Source organism: Methylobacterium aerolatum (assembly GCF_022179085.1).
GTDB classification, from domain to species: Bacteria; Pseudomonadota; Alphaproteobacteria; order Rhizobiales; family Beijerinckiaceae; genus Methylobacterium; species Methylobacterium aerolatum.
This window is the reverse complement of the sequence record NZ_BPQE01000031.1, coordinates 56,709-74,769: the sequence shown is the minus strand read 5'-3', so window position 1 is coordinate 74,769 and position 18,061 is coordinate 56,709. Positions and strand designations below refer to the sequence as shown.

At 68.9% G+C, this 18,061-nt stretch carries 15 protein-coding genes; 4 read left to right on the top strand and 11 right to left on the bottom strand.

Annotation, left to right across the window (positions count from 1 at the left end; all coding sequences use genetic code 11):
• Nucleotides 1-4 precede the first annotated feature (4 nt).
• Together MFF06_RS19290 and MFF06_RS19285 are read left to right on the top strand one after the other, a co-directional pair.
• Nucleotides 5-238: a hypothetical protein gene (locus MFF06_RS19290; RefSeq protein ID WP_238206980.1), complete on the top strand. Its 234-nt coding sequence runs from the start codon at nucleotides 5-7 to the stop codon at nucleotides 236-238.
• Between the two features lie 90 nt (nucleotides 239-328).
• Entirely contained in the window at nucleotides 329-1,216 is an 888-nt protein-coding gene (locus tag MFF06_RS19285) for a cation diffusion facilitator family transporter (RefSeq protein WP_238206972.1), read from the top strand.
• Between the two features lie 64 nt (nucleotides 1,217-1,280).
• Here MFF06_RS19285 and MFF06_RS19280 read toward each other — a convergent pair whose 3' ends face one another.
• The 10 genes from MFF06_RS19280 to coxB all read right to left on the bottom strand — a co-directional run bounded on the left by MFF06_RS19280 (nucleotide 1,281) and on the right by coxB (nucleotide 10,842).
• Complete coding sequence (locus MFF06_RS19280; protein ID WP_238206970.1) at nucleotides 1,281-2,534, bottom strand: SfnB family sulfur acquisition oxidoreductase; 1,254 nt, start codon at nucleotides 2,532-2,534, stop codon at nucleotides 1,281-1,283.
• Between the two features lie 20 nt (nucleotides 2,535-2,554).
• Nucleotides 2,555-3,700 (bottom strand): dimethylsulfone monooxygenase SfnG, encoded by a 1,146-nt coding sequence (gene sfnG / locus MFF06_RS19275; protein WP_238206968.1) that lies wholly within the window; start codon nucleotides 3,698-3,700, stop codon nucleotides 2,555-2,557.
• 188 nt (nucleotides 3,701-3,888) lie between these two features.
• Nucleotides 3,889-4,665, bottom strand: a complete 777-nt coding sequence (locus MFF06_RS19270) for an SURF1 family protein (RefSeq protein ID WP_238206966.1) — start codon at nucleotides 4,663-4,665, stop codon at nucleotides 3,889-3,891.
• On the bottom strand, nucleotides 4,662-5,021 hold the full coding sequence (locus MFF06_RS19265) for a DUF983 domain-containing protein (protein WP_238206965.1): 360 nt from the start codon (nucleotides 5,019-5,021) through the stop codon (nucleotides 4,662-4,664). Before MFF06_RS19265 ends, MFF06_RS19270 begins: the two co-directional genes overlap by 4 nt.
• A 322-nt stretch (nucleotides 5,022-5,343) precedes the next feature.
• Nucleotides 5,344-6,201, bottom strand: coding sequence for a cytochrome c oxidase subunit 3 (locus MFF06_RS19260; RefSeq protein ID WP_238206964.1), 858 nt, complete (start codon nucleotides 6,199-6,201; stop codon nucleotides 5,344-5,346).
• A gap of 108 nt (nucleotides 6,202-6,309) precedes the next feature.
• Nucleotides 6,310-6,912 carry a cytochrome c oxidase assembly protein gene (locus MFF06_RS19255; protein ID WP_238206963.1) on the bottom strand — a complete coding sequence of 201 codons (603 nt, stop codon included), beginning with the start codon at nucleotides 6,910-6,912 and terminating at the stop codon, nucleotides 6,310-6,312.
• 10 nt (nucleotides 6,913-6,922) lie between these two features.
• The gene (locus MFF06_RS19250) at nucleotides 6,923-7,090 is read right to left on the bottom strand and encodes a cytochrome c oxidase system small membrane protein (RefSeq protein WP_238206962.1); all 168 of its coding nucleotides are present in this window, start codon (nucleotides 7,088-7,090) and stop codon (nucleotides 6,923-6,925) included.
• Nucleotides 7,091-7,093: 3 nt separating this feature from the next.
• On the bottom strand, nucleotides 7,094-8,029 hold the full coding sequence (locus tag MFF06_RS19245) for a heme o synthase (RefSeq protein WP_238206961.1): 936 nt from the start codon (nucleotides 8,027-8,029) through the stop codon (nucleotides 7,094-7,096).
• A gap of 234 nt (nucleotides 8,030-8,263) precedes the next feature.
• Nucleotides 8,264-9,892, bottom strand: coding sequence for a cytochrome c oxidase subunit I (ctaD, locus tag MFF06_RS19240; RefSeq protein ID WP_238206960.1), 1,629 nt, complete (start codon nucleotides 9,890-9,892; stop codon nucleotides 8,264-8,266).
• Nucleotides 9,893-10,014: 122 nt separating this feature from the next.
• A complete protein-coding gene (gene coxB / locus MFF06_RS19235; RefSeq protein WP_370876600.1) occupies nucleotides 10,015-10,842 on the bottom strand; it encodes a cytochrome c oxidase subunit II in 828 nt (275 codons plus the stop codon).
• A 325-nt stretch (nucleotides 10,843-11,167) separates the two neighbouring features.
• Here coxB and fdhD point away from each other — a divergent pair, with 325 nt between their 5' ends.
• Nucleotides 11,168-11,944 carry a formate dehydrogenase accessory sulfurtransferase FdhD gene (fdhD, locus tag MFF06_RS19230; protein WP_238206958.1) on the top strand — a complete coding sequence of 259 codons (777 nt, stop codon included), beginning with the start codon at nucleotides 11,168-11,170 and terminating at the stop codon, nucleotides 11,942-11,944.
• A 3-nt stretch (nucleotides 11,945-11,947) separates the two neighbouring features.
• Here fdhD and MFF06_RS19225 read toward each other — a convergent pair whose 3' ends face one another.
• A complete protein-coding gene (locus tag MFF06_RS19225) occupies nucleotides 11,948-12,835 on the bottom strand; it encodes a hypothetical protein (protein ID WP_238206957.1) in 888 nt (295 codons plus the stop codon).
• 501 nt (nucleotides 12,836-13,336) lie between these two features.
• Between MFF06_RS19225 and gltB the strand changes: the two genes are divergently transcribed.
• Complete coding sequence (gltB, locus tag MFF06_RS19220) at nucleotides 13,337-18,031, top strand: glutamate synthase large subunit (protein ID WP_238206956.1); 4,695 nt, start codon at nucleotides 13,337-13,339, stop codon at nucleotides 18,029-18,031.
• Nucleotides 18,032-18,061: the final 30 nt, after the last annotated feature.

Sequence of the window (18,061 nt, the reverse complement as noted above, 5' to 3'; positions counted from 1 at the left end):
TGCCGTGGAGACAACCAGCGCCCCGCCACGTCCGACCCTCGACAGCCAGTTGATCGATTACTGGATCCGCGAGGCAGCCCGGCTCGATACCCTTGCGGCGGAGGCCCGCTTCGGCTGGCAGCGGCGGCGATACCTGCGCAAGGCCCAGCAAGCACGGGCGCAGGCCGACCGGAGCGCCACCCGCGAGGCGACCCGGAGCCGCGGCGGCCCCTCCGCCCCCGAACCAAGCCAGAGCTAAACCTTATCCCCTGCCCTCGAACCTTTGCCGTGGCCTTGCGGGGGACCCGTCGGGTAAGGACCCGCCTCGTCTTCCCACACCGGCATGGCCATGGAACGCACGCAGCAAGCCGCCCTGCTCAGCGCAGGCGTCGGCCTCGCCGTCACGGCGCTGAAATTCTATGCGGCGTGGCTCACCGGCAGCCTCGCGCTCTATTCGGACGCGCTGGAGAGCATCATCAACGTGGTCGCCGCCGTGGGCGCCTTCGTGGCCCTCGGCGTCGCCGCCCGCCCCGCCGACGACGACCACCCTTACGGCCACCACAAGGCCGAGTTCTTCTCGGCGGTGATCGAGGGGGCGCTCATCATCGTCGCCTCGCTGATGATCCTGCGGGAGGCCTACCACGGCTTCCTAGAGCCGAGGCCCCTCGATGCCCCCGCCATCGGCATCGCCATCAACGGCGCCGCCGGCATGATCAACGCGGCCTGGGCCTGGGCTTTGATGCGGTGGGGCCGCCAGTGGCGCTCCCCGGCGCTGATCGCCGACGCCCGGCACGTCTTCGCCGACGTGCTGACCTCCATCGGCGTCCTCTCCGGCGTCGCCGCGGTGTGGTTCACCGGTATCCCGGTCCTCGATCCGGCCATCGCCGGCCTCGTGGCGCTCAACATCCTGTGGTCCGGCTACCGGATGGTGCGGGAATCGGTGGACGGCCTGATGGACAGGGCGGCCTCGCCCGAAGTGATCGGGCAGGTCCGGACGCTGATCTCGACACACGGCGAGGGCGCGCTGGAGGCGCACGACGTGCGCACCCGCTCAGCGGGTCAGGCGACCTTCGTGGATTTCCACCTCGTCGTACCCGGCGAGATGACGGTCGCCGAATCCCATGCCATCTGCGACCGGCTGGAGGATGCGCTGGAGACCACCATCCCCGGCGCCGTCGTCACCATCCACGTCGAGCCGGGCGACAAGGCCAAGGCACGGGGGCTCCCGGTCCTGTAGCGGGTCGTCGGCCTTGCCTTGCCGTCCCCGCGCGCGCTGCGCCGCGAGGACGGCGAAGGCTACCTCAGCTCCAGGCGTGGAAGGGCGGGTTCACACCGTTGAGGGCGTGGTTGCCCACGATGGCGTATTTCCAGCGCACCGGATCGTGCAGCGTATGGGTCCGGGCGTTGCGCCAGTGGCGGTCGAGATTCTCCGCCGCGAGGGTCGAACGGGTGCCGGCAAGTTCGAACAGCTTGTTCGAGGCCGCGAGCGCGATCTCCGTCGTGAGCACCTTCGCCTCCGCCACCGCGAGTTGTGCGGCGGCGACGCTCTCCGGGTCCGGCGCGGCGATGGCCGCATCGAGGGCGTCGCCCGCACGGTCGAGCAGCGCCTCGGCGGCGTGCTGGCGGATGGTCAGGTCGCCGATCGCCTGGATGGTGTAGGGGTCGTCGGAGGCGCGCTCCTGCCCACTGTCGATCCACGGCCGGGCCTTCTCGCGGACGAAGGCGATGGTGTCGTCGAGCGCCGCCCGGCCGATGCCGGCATCGATCGCCGCCTGGATGATCTGGAACACGGCCCCGTCCGTGCGCGGCCCCTCGTAGCCCTTCCAGGCGGGGACGAGGTGGGTCTTCTCCACCCGCACGTCGTCGATCAGCACCGTGCCGCTCGCCGTGCCGCGCTGGCCGAAACTCGACCAGTCGTCGATCACAGTCAGTCCCGGCGCATCGCGCGGAGCGATGGCGTACCAAGCGCGGCCCTGCTCATCGAGGGCGACGATGGGGACGAGGTGGGCCAGCAGCGCGCCGGTCGAATAGAACTTCTGCCCGCGCACCACCACGTGGTCGCCCCGGTCGGTGAAGCGGGTTTCGAACTCCGCCGCCCGCTTGGTGCCGCGCTCCGAGAAGGCGTTGCCGAAGCGCGTCCCCCTCAGGACCTCGCCGAAGAGCAGCTTCTGCTGCGCGTCGTCGGACACCGTCCGGATCGCGGCGACGATGCCGAGGTGATTCTGGGCGATCTGCCCGATGGAGGGGTCCGCCGCCGAGACGATGGCGATGACCCGAGCCAGCGTTCGGTATGACACGTCCGGCCCGCCATGGGACCGTGGGACGTTGATCGACCACAGCCCGCTCTGCGAGAACGCATCGACCTCCGGCAACGGCCGGGCATGGTCGCGGTCGCGCTGCGACGCGCCCTCGCGGAACCGTGCAGCCAGGGCGGTGGCGACGGCGATCGCCTCCGCGTCGTCGCGGATCACATGGGCCGGCTCGCCCGGACGTGCGGGTCCCGGCACGCCCGCCTTGCCCGCGGCGAGGGATTTGACATCGACGGCGATGGTCATGGCATCTCTCTCCGGAGCGATCAGGCGGCGGCGGCGGTCGGCGCGGCGGTGGTTCGGGCGGACCTCTGCGCCTCCAGCGCGCGCACGCGGGGAAGAACCTCGCGGCCGAAATAGTCGACCTCCTCCTGGAAATGCAGGAAGGCGAGGAGGATCAGGTCGGCGCCCGCCTCCTTGAGGGCGAGGATCCGCTCCGCGATCTGGTCCGGCGTGCCGATGAGGTTCGAGCGGAACCCGTCATTGTACTGGACCAGATCCTCGAAGGTGGATTTCGCCCAGTTGCCCTCGCCCTCGGGACTGGCCTTGCCGGCGTTCTTCACCTCGTGGCCGAAGGCCTTCACCGCGTCGGGATCGGCCTGCGCGACGATGTCGTCGAGGACGGACCTCGCCTCCTCCTCCGTGTCGCGGGCGATGACGAAGGCGTTCACGCCGATCTTCGGGGAGTTGTCGCCCTGGGCCGCCTTGGCGCGAATGTCCTCGACCTGCGCCCGGAGGCCGTCGGGAGTGTTGCCGTTGGTGAAATACCAATCCGAGACGCGGGCGGCCATGTCGCGCGCCGCGCGGGACGAGCCACCCTGGAACACCTCCGGCAGCGCCCCGGCGGGCTTCGGCTTCAGCGTGTAGTTCGTGTAACGGTAGAAATCGCCGCGGAAGGTGAAGTTGTCCTGCGTCCAGATCCCCTTCAAGGAGCGGATGAACTCCTCAGACCGGCGATAGCGCTCGTCGTGGTCGAGCCAGGGCTCGCCGATGGCGCGGAACTCGCCCGAGAACCAGCCCGAGACGATGTTCACCGCAATCCGGCCTTCGGTCAGCTGCGAGATCGTCGCGATCTGCTTGGCGGCCAGCGTGGGGTTCCACGGCCCCGGCAGGATGGCGGCGATCACCTTGAGGCGGGTCGTGGCGGCCAGGAGAGCGTGGCTGAAGGCCACCGATTCGTGCTGGTACTCGGCGCCGTAGCCGGCGGTGAACCGGATCTGGGTCAGGGCGTAGTCGAACCCGGCCTTCTCCGCGATCTGCGCGAGCTTGCGGTTGTAGTCCGCGTCCCAACTCGTCCGCTGTGGAATTTTGCTGATGACGAGGCCGCCCGAGACGTTGGGCACCCAATAGGCGAAGCGCAAGGGCGCCGTACCGTCCTTCGACACAAGGTTCTTCTCGTCCGGAATGGTCATGCCGGGCTCTCCCGCAAGCGCGGCAGCTTTGAACGACACGCCATGCAAGCGGAAAAACTTACCACCCAGCGCGTCGGTGCTGCCATCGACGCTATAATGCCGGATCAATACTCCCAGTCGAGGGAACGATCGGCTGTTTTCAAGCCATTCGCGACAAGACTCGTCCGCGTCGACCGGGATCCGCGAGGCTAATCTTTCCGGGTGAGCGCCGGGGCGGGATCGTCAGCCGGCTCATGAAGACGGCGCCACGCATAGACCGAGAACACCCCGACCAGACAGGCGGCGATGCCGAACCACGTGAATGCGTATTGCAGGTGGTTGTTAGGCAGATCCACCCGGAGCTGCCCGCCCCGGGGCCAGGTCGTCTGGCCCGGCACGGCATCCGCCTCCACGAGGTAGGGGGCGACGTCGGTGAGCTGGCGGGCGGCGGCGATGCCGGGGACGTCCCGGTTGAACCATTCGCCCCGGGCCGGATCCGGCTCGGGCACGAACATCCCGCGCGGCTCGCTGGCCCGCAGGATGCCGGTGACGGTGGTTTCGCCGTCGATCAGCCCGGCCTTCCGGTCGTCCTGTCGCTTCAGCTCGGTCGGGACGAAGCCCCGGTTCACCAGCACCGTTCCGCCGCCGTCGCGGACGAACGGGGTGATCACGTAATATCCCTGGAGCGCCCGGCCCGGCGTCTCGCCGGCGGCGAGGCCGTGGACCAGCGTCTCCTTGTCGTTGAGGAAATGGCCGGCGATGCGGACGTGGCGGAACTCCTCCGCCGCCGGATCCCAGGCGGCAGCCGCGGGCGGGGCCACCGGCTCCGCCTTCGACTGACTGACGATCCGGGTGATCAGCCCCTCCTTCCATGCCTTCCGCTCGACCTGCCAGACGCCGAGCCCGATCAGGATGCAGAGGGCGACGAGGCTCGCGAGCCCCGGCGCGATGAGGCTGCGCCATGCCCCGGCGCGGATCGCAGTCACGGCTTGAACCGTCCCTCTTCCGCCTTGTTGTCGAATTGCAGCGCGATCAACAGACCCTTCAGGGGCCGCACCATCGCGAGACTCAACCCGACCGACAGGGTGACGGCCACGAGGGCGTGGACCCAGATCGGCGGCTCGTAGGCGATTTCCAGCCAGAGGGCCGTCCCGACCACGATCAGGCCGACGATGGACATCACGAAGAAGGCGGGGCCATCCGCCGAATCGAAGCCGGAATAGTCGAGCCCGCAGGCCTCGCAGCGCGGGCGCACGGCGAGAAATCCCCGGAACAGGTGCCCCTCGCCGCAGCGCGGACAGCGGCCGCGGAGGCCGGTGGGGATGGGCGGGGGCTTCATCATGCGATCGAACCGATCCGGTGTGAGGGCGGGGGGCGGAGCGAACCCGGGGTGGGAACGCCTCGCCGTGCCGCCGATATGGGGACGGCGGCCGAGCACGCTGCCCGCGCGCGTCGGAATCGCGCATCCCGGGGGACGCAGTGCCCCGGGAGATGATCCGGACGGGGCCGTCGGCCGGGTCCGAAACGATCGATGCAAGAGGGGACGGCGAGGGCAGGGGGGCATGGACGAAGTCAGTGCGTCACTGGCCTAGCGCATCGTCCCGCAACGCAGAAGGGGCGGCCGTAGCCGCCCCCCCATGCATCGATCACCGCCGCTGCGCCGCTCAGTGGGCGCCGTGGCCGATGCCCGAGCCCCACACGTAGATGGCGGCGAAGAGGAACAGCCACACCACATCGACGAAGTGCCAGTACCAGGCGGCGAACTCGAACCCGAGATGCTGCTTGGTGGTGAACTGCCCCGCGTAGACCCGCATCAGGCACACGGCGAGGAAGATGGTGCCGATGATGACGTGCGCCCCGTGGAAGCCCGTCGCCATGAAGAAGGTCGAGGAGTAGATGCTGCCCGCGAAGCCGAACTCGGCGTGGCTGTACTCGTAGGCTTGGCAGGCGGTGAAGATCACGCCGAGGACGATCGTCAGCCACAGGCCGTACTTCAGCCCCTTCCGGTCGCCTTCGAGGAGCGCGTGGTGCGCCCAGGTGATCGTGGTGCCCGAGGTGAGCAGGATCAGGGTGTTGAGGAGCGGGAGGTGCCAGGGATCGAACGCCTCGATGCCCTTGGGCGGCCACACGCCCCCGGTGAACTCCACGCGGGTCGCCTGGATCGGGTCGGCGGTGTAGAGCGCCGCCTCGAAGTAGGCCCAGAACCACGCGACGAAGAACATCACCTCGGAGGCGATGAACATCATCATGCCGTAGCGGTGATGGAGCTGCACCACGCGGGTATGATCGCCGGAATTGGCCTCGTGGGTGACGTCCTTCCACCATGAGAACATGGTGTAAAGCACGCCGATCGTGCCCGCTCCGAAGATGTAGGGGCCCGGCGTGAGGGTGCCGACCTGGAGAGACTTCATCCAGAACACCGCGCCGACGGCCATCACGAAGCCGGAGAAGGCTCCGAGCAACGGCCACGGACTCGGGGCGAGGATGTGGAAGTCGTGATTCTTGGCGTGCGCCTCGGCCATCGTCCCTTCGCTCCTACCCGGCGATGTGACCGCTCAGGGGTCCACCGCTCTTGCCCAGCTTGCCCGCAGGTTTAGTCGCTGCGAGCCTGCATTGTCACGCCTTTGCGATCAGAAATCGCGCTTGGTCCCCGAAGCTCCGCTATTGGCCACCGTGGTGGTGACCGGCTGGCCGTTCTTCGAGGCGAAGTAAGTGTAGGACAGCGTCATCTCGGAGAGGTGCGCCGTATTCGGATCCGTCCGCAGGGCCGGGTCGACATAGAAGACCACCGGTACGTCGATGGTCTCGCCGGGCTGCAGCGTCTGCTCGTTGAAGCAGAAGCAGGCCACCTTCACGAAGTAGCCGCCCATCAGGCCGGGCTGGACGTTGAAGGTCGCCACCCCGGTGGTCGGCTTCGGCCCGGTGTTGCGCACCCGGAAGAACACCGTCTTCGTCTCGCCGAGCTTCGCCTCGACGGAGTTGACCTCCGGCGCGAACTTCCAGGGCAGACCGGGCGCGACGTTCGTGTCGAAATGCACGACCATGCTGTCGGTGCTGCGGGCATCGGCCACGGCGAGGGCAGGGCCCTGGCGCGGCGTGCCGTCGTAGCCCGTCGCCTTGCAGAAGGCGTTGTACAGGGGCACCGACGCGTAGGCGAGACCGACCATGCCGGCCACGAGGCCGCCGCACAGGGCGGCGGTGCGGGCGAGGTGGCGGGGGGAAGGGGCCGTCATCGCGTCTCCCTCACAGGGGCCGGTTGAGGACCTGAGGTCCGAGCTTGGCGATGGTCAGCACGAAGAACAGGAGGACCATCGCGCCGAGCGCCAGGGCGATCGCGACGGAGCGCTTCCGGCGGCGGGCCTCCTCCTCCGGGGTGAGGGGGCGGTATTGAATCTCGGGTTCGCGGGCCATGCGTCAGGCCACGACCGCGCGAAACAGGCCCAGGCTCTGCTCGGCGAGGAGCGCCGAGAACAGGGCGAAGAGGTAGAGGATCGAGAAGCCGAACAGGCCCATGGCCGCCTTGCGCTCGGCCTCGCCCGTGCGGTTCCGCAGGACGCGGACGCTGAGGCCCACCATGCCGAGGCCGCCGACCGTGCCGATGACGGCGTAGAGCAGGCCGCCGAAGCCCAGGGCGACGGGCACGAGGCCCAGCGGCGCCAGCAGGAGCGAGTACCACACGATCTGACGGCGGGTGGAATCCGGCCCGGCGACGTTCGGCATCATCGGAATGCCGGCGCGCGCATACTCACCCGCCTTGATCAGCGCGAGCGCCCAGAAGTGCGGCGGGGTCCAGATGAAGATGATCGCGAACAGGACGAGGGACTCGATCCCGATCCCACCCGTCACCACCGCCTGGCCGATGACCGGGGGGAGGGCGCCGGCTGCGCCGCCGATGACGATGTTCTGCGCGGTCGCCCGCTTCAGCCACATCGAGTAGATCACCGCGTAGAACACGATGGTGAAGGCCAGCAGCCCGGCCGCCAGCAGGTTCGCCGCGAGCCCGAGCACGAGCACCGAGGCCACCGACAGGAACAGGCCGAAGCCCAGGGCCTCGCCGGGGGTGATCCGACCGGCGGGGATCGGCCGGGTGGCCGTGCGGGACATCACCGCGTCGATGTCGGCGTCCCACCACATGTTGAGGCAGCCCGAGGCGCCCGCGCCCACGGCGATGGCGAAGAGGGAGATGGCGCCGATCGCCGGCTGCACATGGCCCTGGGACACGCTCATGCCGACGAGCGCCGTGAAGATCACGAGCACCATCACCCGCGGCTTCAGCAGCGCGAAGTAATCCGGCACATCGCCGCCGACTGCCTCGACCGTCGGGTTCAGTGTGGTGGTGGCGCTTGTCATAGGGTCCGTTGCTGCGCGGCCGTGGCCCGGTCGTGCGCGCACGGCCGGGGCATCCCTCGAATGCGAAAGAGTCCAAGGTGTCGTCCGTGACGACGCGCACCGCCGGTTCGTAGCCCGGAGCGCCCTTGCCGGGAGGCCGCCGCGCGGGGCGGCCTCCGGGGAAGGGCGGGGACCGATGAAGGTCCCCGGCTTCTCGGTCCGGCCGGCCCGTCGAGCGGGCCGGCCGGATGGTCCTCAGTGAGCGCCCGGCTCGTCGACGATGCGGGGCAGGGTCTCGAACTGGTGGAAGGGCGGGGGAGAGGAGAGGGTCCACTCCAGGGTGGTGGCACCCTCGCCCCAGGGATTGTCCGCAGCTTGCTCCTTCGACCGGAACGCCAGGACGACGCCGATCACGAAGACGAACATGCCGAGGCCGAAGATGTGGCCGCCGTAGGTGGAGACCTTGTGCCACTGGGCGAAGGCATCCGGGTAGTCGGCGTAGCGGCGCGGCATTCCGGCGAGGCCGAGGAAGTGCATCGGGAAGAACAGGACGTTCGCGCCGATGAAGGCCAGCCAGAAGTGCAGCTTGCCGGCCCACTCGGGGATGATGCGGCCGGTCATCTTCGGGAACCAGTAGTAGACACCGGCGAAGATCACGAACACGGCGCCGAGCGACAGCACGTAGTGAAAGTGCGCGACGACGTAGTAGGTGTCGTGCAGGTACTTATCGACCGCCGAGTTGGCGAGCACCACGCCGGTCACGCCACCGACGGTGAACAGGAAGATGAAGCCCACCGCCCAGTGCATCGCGGCGGTGAAGCGGATCGAGCCGCCCCACATCGTGGCGATCCACGAGAAGATCTTCACGCCCGTCGGGACGGCGATGACCATCGTCGCGAACACGAAGTAGGACTGCGTCTGGAGGGAGAGGCCAACCGTGTACATGTGGTGCGCCCACACGACGAAGCCGACCACGCCGATCGCCACCATGGCGTAGGCCATCGCGAGGTAGCCGAAGACGGGCTTGCGCGAGAAGGTGGCGATGATGTGCGACACGATGCCGAAGGCCGGCAGGATCATGATGTACACTTCGGGGTGACCGAAGAACCAGAACAGGTGCTGGTACAGGACGGGGTCGCCGCCGCCGGCCGGATCGAAGAAGGTCGTGCCGAAGTTACGGTCCGTCAGCATCATGGTGATCGCGCCGGCCAGGACCGGGAGCGACAGGAGCAGCAGGAACGCCGTCACCAGCTCGGCCCAGGCGAAGAGCGGCATCTTGTGCAGCGTCATGCCGGGGGCGCGCATGTTCAGGATGGTGGTGATGAAGTTGATCGCGCCGAGGATCGAGCCCGCGCCCGACAGGTGCAGGGCGAAGATCGCGAAGTCGACGGCCGGGCCGGGATGGCCGGCGGTCGAGAGCGGCGGATAGACCGTCCAGCCGGTGCCCGCGCCGTTGGCGCCGGGCGCACCCTCGACGAAGAGCGAGCACAGGAGCGAGCAGAAGCCCGCCACTGTGAGCCAGAAGGAGATGTTGTTCATCCGCGGGAAGGCCATGTCCGGCGCGCCGATCATCAGCGGGACGAACCAGTTGCCGAAGCCGCCGATCAGGGCGGGCATCACCATGAAGAACACCATGATGAGGCCGTGGCCGGTGACGAAGACGTTATAGGTCGCCGGGTTGGAGAAGTACTGCAGGCCGGGGGATTCCATCTCCATGCGGATCGCGAAGGAGAGGAACGCGCCAATCATGCCCGCGCAGAACGCGAACAGCAGGTAGAGCGAGCCGATGTCCTTGTGGTTCGTGGAGAGGAACCAGCGGGCGAAGAAGGACGGCTTGTGGTCGTGGACCTCGTGGGCCCCGGCATGGGTTGCGGCTGTTGCCATCGGAAACGTGCCTTACGGATGAATCGGGTGCCGTTCGGGTTGCCCCGCGCGCCTTCAGCGCGACCGGGCGGGGTGGTGCGCGCCGGCGTCCGGCGCGCGTGGGCGTCAGGGGCCCTCGCGCCTCAGCGCGCCGAGGCCAGACTCTTGCCGTTGTCGAGGCTGGCGTACTTCGTCTTCGCCTCCTTCAGCCACTCGGCGTAAGCCTGGTCGCTGACGACCCGCACGACGATCGGCATGTAGGCGTGACGCTGGCCGCACAGCTCGGAGCACTGGCCGTGATAGGTGCCTTCCTTCTCGGCCTTGAACCACATCTGGTTCAGGCGGCCGGGGATCGCGTCGATCTTGAAGCCGAAGGCGGGCATCGCCCAGGAGTGGATCACGTCGGCGGCGGTGACCTGCACCTTCACGATCTTGCCCACCGGCACGACCATCTCGTTGTCGGTCTGCAGCAGCCGGGGCTGCTTGTCCTCGTCGAGGTTGGCGTCGAAGGTGAAGCCGCCGCCCTGCTCGGTCTGCGGGTACTCGTAGGACCAGTACCACGCATGGCCGATGACCTTGACGATCATGTCGGCCTTCGGGTCCGCGAGCTGCGTGCGCAGGAGGCGGAAGGACGGGATCGCCACGGCGACGAGGATCAGCACCGGAACGATGGTCCAGGCGACCTCGATGGCGGTGTTGTGGGTGAAGCGCGACGGGTTCGGGTTGCGCTTCTCGCCGAAGCGGAACACGCACCACAGGATCAGCCCGAGCACGAAGACGGAGATCGCGAGGGACAGCCAATGCAGGCCGATCTCGAAGTTCAGGATGTCGCGGGCGTTCTCGGTGACGGGCACCTGCCGGCTCATTTCCCACGGAATCGGTTGGCCCAGTCCACCGGCCGTCGCGGCGGTGGCGCTGAGCGCGGCACCGAGGAACGGAACGGCCAATCGGACGGCCGACGGGGCGGTCATGAGTGACCTCGTGATCGTTCGCACCGTGCGCATACCCCTCTCGGCTCCCCGTCCGCTTGCTCCAGGCCAGGTGCCCCGTCTTGATTGTGCGGGGGCGTCACTGTCCTGACGGACGCCTCGGTCTGTCACCGATCAGGCTTCCGCGAGTGGCTTCAGATCACAAGGACGTGCCACGTGCAACCTCCCAAGCGTCGCATGAAAGGCTATCCCGCGCCTTCCGCGGCCGGAAATATGTACTACTCCGCGCCGAAACCGATGCTTGCGACGGGCCATGACGATGACGGATACGCCTCCCCGGTTTCCCCTGCGCGCGATCGCAGTCGGGATGACTGTCGTCGATTATGAGACGGGCCGCGGCGTCGAGGGCACACGGGCGCTGGCCGTGGAGGCGCCGGTCAACGTCGTCTACGGCAGCGTGCCGCATGCGGTCATGATGACCACCCCCGGCGACCTTGAGGATTTCGCCTACGGCTTCAGCCTCACAGAGGGCATCGTCGACTCCGCCGCCGAGATCCGGTCGGTCGCGGTGGAGGCCGCGCCCGGGGGCCTGCGGCTGCTGGTCGATCTCGTGCCGGGCCGCCTGCGGGAGCATCTCGCGCGCAAGCGCGCGATCAGCGGTCGCACCGGCTGCGGGGTCTGCGGCATCGAGGACCTGGCGAGCCTGCCGATGGCGGGCCTGCGCGCGGCACCGGACCTCCGCCTGTCCGCGAAGGCCGTGGCGGCCGCCCTCGGCGCGCTGGAACGGGCTCAGACCTTGGGCGCCGAGACCCGCGCGGTCCACGCCGCCGCCTGGGCGGCGGCCGACGGCACCCTGGTCGCCGTGCGCGAGGATGTCGGGCGCCACAACGCCCTCGACAAGCTGATCGGCGCACTGATGCGGGCGGGGACCGACCCGGCCTCCGGCTTCCTCGTCATCACCAGCCGCTGCTCGTTCGAGATGGTGGAAAAGGCCGCGCGGCTGGGGGCGGGCGCCATCGTCGCGATCTCGGCACCGACCTCGCTCGCCCTGGAGCGCGCAGCGACCCACGGACTGACCCTGTGCGCCATCGCCCGGGCGGACACGCTCACCGTCTTCACGGGCGGCGAGCGGCTTGTCGCCTGAGGGCTACTGCGAGGACTGAGCCGCCTCGCCGGCCTTGTCGCCGGTTCCGGGAACGATCGTCGCGCCGCCGATGACCCGCACGGGACGCTTGCCCTCCGGCGGATCCCGCCATTCGGGCTTCGAGGCGGCCTGGGCGACGGGCTTCTCCGCCGGAGCCGCCGTCTCCTTCGCCGGAGGTGCCGCCTCGGGGGCGGGCTCCGTCCTGGCGGCGGCGGGGGGCGGGGGAGACTCCGGCCGAGCCGCCTCCGGCGCGGCCTTCGGCGTGGGCGCAAGCGGGCTCACCCGCGACAGGGACGGCTTCTCGGGCTGGGCGGCCGGAGCGGTCCGGGCCACCTTGCGCGGCGGCTCCGCCCGGTGATGCCCGTCCGGATTGAGGCCGAGGGGATTGGGGTCTGCGGGACGCGCGGCCTCCCGGGGCAGGGGGCGGGACGCCCGGGCACCCGGGATTGATTCAGGCGGCAGCGGCTGCGGCGCCGGGCGGGCGCCCGCCACGTCGTCCTCGGTCCAGCCGTAACCCGGCATGGAACGGACGGGCGGGCGCTCCAGGCGGGCGTAGGTCTCGGCGCCGACCGGCCGCTGACGGTCGATGATCGCGCCGCTCGCCGGATCGAGGATCAGGCGCACGGGCAGGCCCGCCGGGCCCACGGCATCCACCACGTAGACCCGGCCGTCGAAGCGCGGCCGGGACACGTTGGTGAAGCCCCGGTCGGCGAGGCGCCACGCGATCACCCGGGGCGGCAGAATGTCGTCGTCGAAGAAGGTCGCGCCGAAATTCTGGGCGGCGGTCGGCACGGTGCAGCACAGGGCCGCGCCCGCGGACAGCAGAATCACCGAGAGGGCACGCGTCGCGGTCACCGACCTGCGCGGGGATGCCTTGGGGCTCTCGCTCATCACACTTTTGTTCCCGTTTCTGGAGACCCGGCCGGGTAGTCCGGTTCCGGCATGGCCGACCTCCGGAACCCCGGTGGTCGGCCATGCCGGCGAGGTCGTTGCCCCGCATGCCGCTTGTGCTCGGCTCGCCGCCTTAGACCCCCGGATTCGGGCGAGATTGCGGGAGACAACCATCGGTCGCGTAGGACGAATGGCCACGAGGGGGCAGCGGGCGCCTCGTTCCCCTTGCTGAAACCATTTCAATCTGCCAACTTCGCGATTTAGGACAGTACGTCTGTCCCATTCGCCTCGATTGCGCGTCGCGCGCGGGCGCAGGAGTTGGCAGAAGAGACCGCGCCGCCCTTCGTGCGAGCGGGCCTCCGGGCACCGCCTCACGGGGCGGCCTCCTGCGTCTTTTGCGCCGCCGCCCGTTGGGAGGCGGCACCGAGGCATGAAACCTGCTCGCGGAGACCGGAGAGATCCGGCGCGGCGTTTGCGACGAGGGAAGGGACGAGAGAGAGCATGTCTGAGCGCGGACACGCCCCAGAGACGAACGCTCCCCGCGGCGCCAAGATGCCGCTGATCGTGCGCGACCCCGCGCTGCCCAAAGCCCAGGGCGCGTACGACCCTGCCCATGAACGCGACGCCTGCGGCGTTGGTTTCATCGCCGACATGCACGACCGGCGCAGTCACGCCATCGTCGCGCAGGGCCTGAAGATCCTGGAGAACCTCGACCACCGGGGCGCCGTCGGCGCCGACCCGAAGATGGGCGACGGCTGCGGCATCCTCACCCAGATTCCGCACGCCTTCTTCGCGGAAGAGTGCTCGCGCCTCGGCTTCGAGCTGCCGCCGGCGGGGCACTACGCCATCGCCCAGCTCTTCCTGCCGAAGGCCGAGCAGCCGCGCCGCGTCATCGAGGGGATCATCGCCTCGACGCTCGCCGCCGAGGGCCTGCCGCTCCTCGGCTGGCGCGACGTGCCGGTCGATTCCTCCGACCTCGGCAAGGCGGTGCTCGCCACCGAGCCGTGCCACCGTCAGGTCTTCATCGGCCGCCCCGGCTCGGTGACCGACCAGGACGCCTTCGAGCGGCGCATCTACGTCGCCCGCAAGGCGATCTCGAACACCATCTACGGCCACGACGATTCCCGGATGAAGGAGTTCTATCCGGTCTCCGTCTCGACCCGGACCATCGTCTACAAGGGCATGGTGCTGGTCACTCAGCTCGGAAACTACTTCCTCGACCTCAAGGACGAGCGGTTCGTGTCGGCCCTGGCGCTGGTCCACCAGCGCTTCGCCACCAACACCTTCCCGACCTGGCGCCTGTCGCACCCGTACCGGATGGTCGCGCATAACGGCGAGATCAACACCCTGCGCGGCAACGTGAACTGGATGGCCGCCCGGCAGGCGAGCGTCGATTCGGAGTTGTTCGGCAACGACATCTCGAAGCTCTGGCCGATTTCCTACGAGGGCCAGTCCGATACCGCGTGCTTCGACAACGCCCTCGAGTTTCTCGTGCAGGGCGGCTACCCGCTCGCCCATGCGATGATGATGCTCATTCCGGAGGCCTGGGCGGGCAACCCGCTGATGAGCGACGAGCGGCGCGCGTTCTACGAGTACCACGCCGCCCTGATGGAGCCGTGGGACGGCCCCGCCGCCGTGGCCTTCACCGACGGCCGCCAGATCGGCGCCACGCTCGACCGCAACGGCCTGCGCCCGGCCCGCTACATCGTCACCGACGATGGGATGGTGGTGCTCGCCTCCGAGGCCGGCACCCTGCCGATCCCGGACGAGAAGATCGTGGAATCCTGGCGCCTGCAACCGGGCCGGATGCTGCTCATCGACCTGCAGAAGGGCCGCATCGTCTCCGACGAGGAGATCAAGGGCGAGCTCGCCAAGGCGCACCCTTACGCCGACTGGGTGAAGAACACCCAGATCGTGCTGGAGGATCTGCGCCCGGTGCAGCCGCGCGAATCGCGGGGCGACGTGAACCTGCTCGATCGGCAGCAGGCCTTCGGCTACACCCAGGAGGACCTGAAGCTCCTGATGCAGCCCATGGCCGTGACCGGCCAGGAGGCGGTCGGCTCGATGGGGACGGATACCCCGCTCTCGGCCCTCTCCGAGAAGTCGAAGCTGCTCTACACCTACTTCAAGCAGAACTTCGCGCAGGTGACGAACCCTCCGATCGACCCGATCCGCGAGGAGGCCGTGATGAGCCTCGTCTCGTTCATCGGGCCGCGGCCGAACCTGCTCGACATGGAGGGGGCCTCCCGCCGCAAGCGGCTGGAAGTCCGCCAGCCGATCCTGACGAACGGCGACCTGGAGAAGATCCGCTCCATCGGCCATTTCGAGGACCGGTTCGATACCAAGACCCTCGACATGACCTACCCCGCCGAGAACGGCGCGGCGGCCATGGAAGGCGCGCTCGACCGCCTGTGCGACCGCGCCGAGGCGGCGGTGCGCGGCGGCTACAACATCATCGTGCTCACCGACCGGGCGGTGGGGCCGGATCGCATCCCGATCCCGGCGCTGCTCGCGACGGCGGCCGTGCACAACTACCTGATCCGCAAGGGGCTGCGCACCTCGGTTGGCCTCGTGGTCGAATCGGGCGAGCCGCGCGAAGTGCACCACTTCGCCTGCCTCGCGGGCTACGGCGCCGAGGCGATCAACCCGTACCTCGCCTTCGAGACCCTTCTCGAGATGAAGGACGAGTTCCCGCCGGACCTCACGGACGACGAGATCATCTACCGCTACATCAAGGCCATCGATAAGGGCTTGCTGAAGGTCATGTCCAAGATGGGCATCTCGACCTACCAGTCCTATTGCGGCGCGCAGATCTTCGATGCGGTGGGGCTCAACTCGGCCTTCGTCGCCCGCGACTTCTTCGGCACGGCGACGACCATCGAGGGCGTCGGTATGGCCGAGGTCGCGGAGGAGACGGTGCGCCGCCACCGCGACGCCTTCGGCGACGCCCCGGTCTACCGGAACGCGCTGGATGTCGGCGGCGAGTACGCCTACCGCCTGCGCGGCGAGGCCCACACCTGGACCCCGGACACGGTGGCGACGCTCCAGCACGCGGTGCGCCTCAACGTGCCCGAGCGCTACCGGGAATACGCCAAGCTGGTGAACCAGCAGGAGAACCAGCTCAAGACTTTGCGCGGCCTGTTCCGCATCAAGTCCGCCGACGAGCTCGGCCGGGCGCCGGTGCCGCTCGATGCCGTCGAACCGGCCGCCGAGATCGTGAAGCGGTTCGCGACAGGCGCCATGTCCTACGGCTCCATCTCCAAGGAGGCCCACGAGACGCTGGCTATCGCCCTCAACTCCTTCGGCGGCCGGTCGAACTCGGGCGAAGGCGGCGAGGAGGTCGAGCGGTTCAAGCCCCTGCCGGACGGGCGCTCGCGGCGCTCGGCCATCAAGCAGGTGGCCTCGGGCCGGTTCGGCGTGACGACGGAATACCTCGTCAACTCCGACATGATGCAGATCAAGGTCGCCCAGGGTGCCAAGCCCGGCGAGGGCGGCCAGCTGCCCGGCCACAAGGTGGACGCCAAGATCGCCAAGGTCCGCTACGCCACGCCGGGCGTCGGCCTGATCTCGCCGCCGCCGCACCACGACATCTACTCGATCGAGGATCTGGCCCAGCTGATCTTCGACCTGAAGAACGTGAACCCGTCGGCGGACGTATCGGTGAAGCTCGTCTCCGAGGTCGGCGTGGGCACCGTGGCGGCGGGCGTCGCCAAGGCGCGGGCCGACCACATCACCATCTCGGGCTTCGACGGGGGCACGGGCGCGGCGCCCCTCACCTCGCTGAAGCACGCGGGCGGTCCGTGGGAGACCGGACTGGCCGAGACCCAGCAGACGCTGGTGCTCAACGGCCTGCGCGGGCGCGTCGCCCTGCAGGCGGATGGCGGCCTGCGCACCGGGCGGGACGTGATCGTTGCGGCCCTGCTCGGCGCCGATCAGATGGGCTTCTCGACGGCGCCCCTCATCGCGGCCGGCTGCATCATGATGCGCAAGTGCCACCTCAACACCTGTCCGGTGGGCGTGGCGACGCAGGACCCCGTCCTGCGCAAGCGCTTCAAGGGCACGCCCGAGCACGTGGTGAACTACTTCTTCTTCGTGGCGGAGGAGGTCCGGGAGATCCTGGCCTCCCTGGGCTTCACGAAGCTGGAGGAGGTGGTGGGCCGGTCGGACATCCTCGACAAGGTCGCGGCCATCTCTCACTGGAAGGCGAAGGGCCTCGACTTCACCAAGCTGTTCCACCGTCCGGATGTCGGTCCCGAGATGGCAATTCGCCATGTCGAAACCCAGCATCACCCGATCGAGCACGTGCTCGACCGGCGGCTGATCGAGGGTGCGCGGAACGCCATCGCCAGCGGCGAGGCCGTGGTGCTCACCGACACGATCCGCAATTCGGACCGGGCGGCGGGCGCCATGCTCTCGGGCGAGGTCGCCAAGGCGCACGGCCATGACGGGCTGCCCGACGACACGATCAAGGTGCAGCTCGCCGGCACCGCCGGCCAGAGCTTCGGCGCCTGGGCGGCGGCGGGGGTGACCCTCGAACTGACGGGTCACGGCAACGACTATGTCGGCAAGGGCCTGTCCGGCGGCAAGCTGATCATCCGGCCGAGCGACGCCCTCAAGGCGACGTCCGAGCGGACGATCATGGCCGGGAACACGGTGCTCTACGGGGCCATCGCGGGCGAATGCTACATCCGCGGCGCCGCCGGCGAGCGCTTCGCCGTGCGCAACTCGGGCGCCATCGCGGTGGTCGAGGGCATGGGCGACCACGGCTGCGAGTACATGACCGGCGGCGTGGTCGTCTCCATCGGCGAGACCGGCCGCAATTTCGCGGCGGGCATGTCCGGCGGCTTGGCCTACGTGCTCGACGAGGACGGCTCGTTCTCGAAGCGCTGCAACCTGTCGATGGTCGACCTCGAACCCGTCGAGGAGGAGGACGACCTGATGCGTCGCTTCCACCAGGACGGCGACCTGGAGACCAAGGGTCGGGTGGATATCCTCGCCGACATGTCGGGCCACGACGAGGAGCGTCTCAGCCAGCTGATCACCAACCATCTCAAGTACACGGGCAGCCCCAAGGCCAAGGCGATCCTCGACAACTGGGCGGAGTACCGCACCAAGTTCGTCAAGGTGATGCCGGTGGAGTACCGCCGGGCGCTGCGCGAGATGGAGATGGCGCGGATGCCGGTGGCGGCGGAGTAGATCCGGTCGTATCAGCCGGCGCGCGGAAAG